The organism is Streptomyces calidiresistens (assembly GCF_014141525.1).
Taxonomy (GTDB): Bacteria; Actinomycetota; Actinomycetes; order Streptomycetales; family Streptomycetaceae; genus Streptomyces; species Streptomyces calidiresistens.
Genome location: NZ_VKHS01001485.1, coordinates 1 through 566, shown reverse-complemented (window position 1 = coordinate 566; position 566 = coordinate 1). Strand labels below are relative to the sequence as shown.

The 566-nt window shown below is 77.2% G+C and carries 1 protein-coding gene; it reads left to right on the top strand.

The genetic code is table 11. The features are described from left to right. Positions 1-566, top strand: a 566-nt coding sequence (locus tag FOE67_RS27940; RefSeq protein ID WP_369075304.1) for a protoporphyrinogen/coproporphyrinogen oxidase, incomplete at both ends; no start/stop codon positions are given.

Below are 566 nucleotides of genomic sequence, written 5' to 3'. Positions count from 1 at the left end.
GCTGTGTATAAGAGACAGCGCCTGCTCGCCGACCACGCCCCGGCCGCCGCCCGGGAGCTCGACGGCATCGGGTACGCCTCCATGGCCCTGATCACCGTGGCGCTGCGCCGCTCCGACCTCGACCGCCCCCTGCCGGGCAGCGGCTTCCTCGTCCCCGCCGTCGACGGCCGCTTCATCAAGGCATCCACCTTCTCCAGCGGCAAGTGGGAGTGGGCGGGCCGGCACCCGGAGCTGTACCTGCTGCGGGCCTCCGTCGGCCGCCACGGCGACCCCGGCGCAGTGGCCGTGGACGACGCCGATCTCGTGAAGGGCGCCCTGGCCGACCTGCGCGACGCCGTCGGCCTGACCGCCGCGCCGGTGGCCTCCGTCGTCACCCGCTGGATCGACGGCCTGCCGCAGTACGCCCCCGGTCACACCGAGCGGATCGACCGCGTCCGCCGCGCCGTCGCCCACCTCCCCGGCCTGCGGGTGTGCGGTGCCGCCCACGGCGGCGTCGGCATTCCCGCCTGCGTCGCCGACGCCCGGGCCGCCGTCGCGGACCTGCTGCGCGCCGCCCCGCCGCCCCC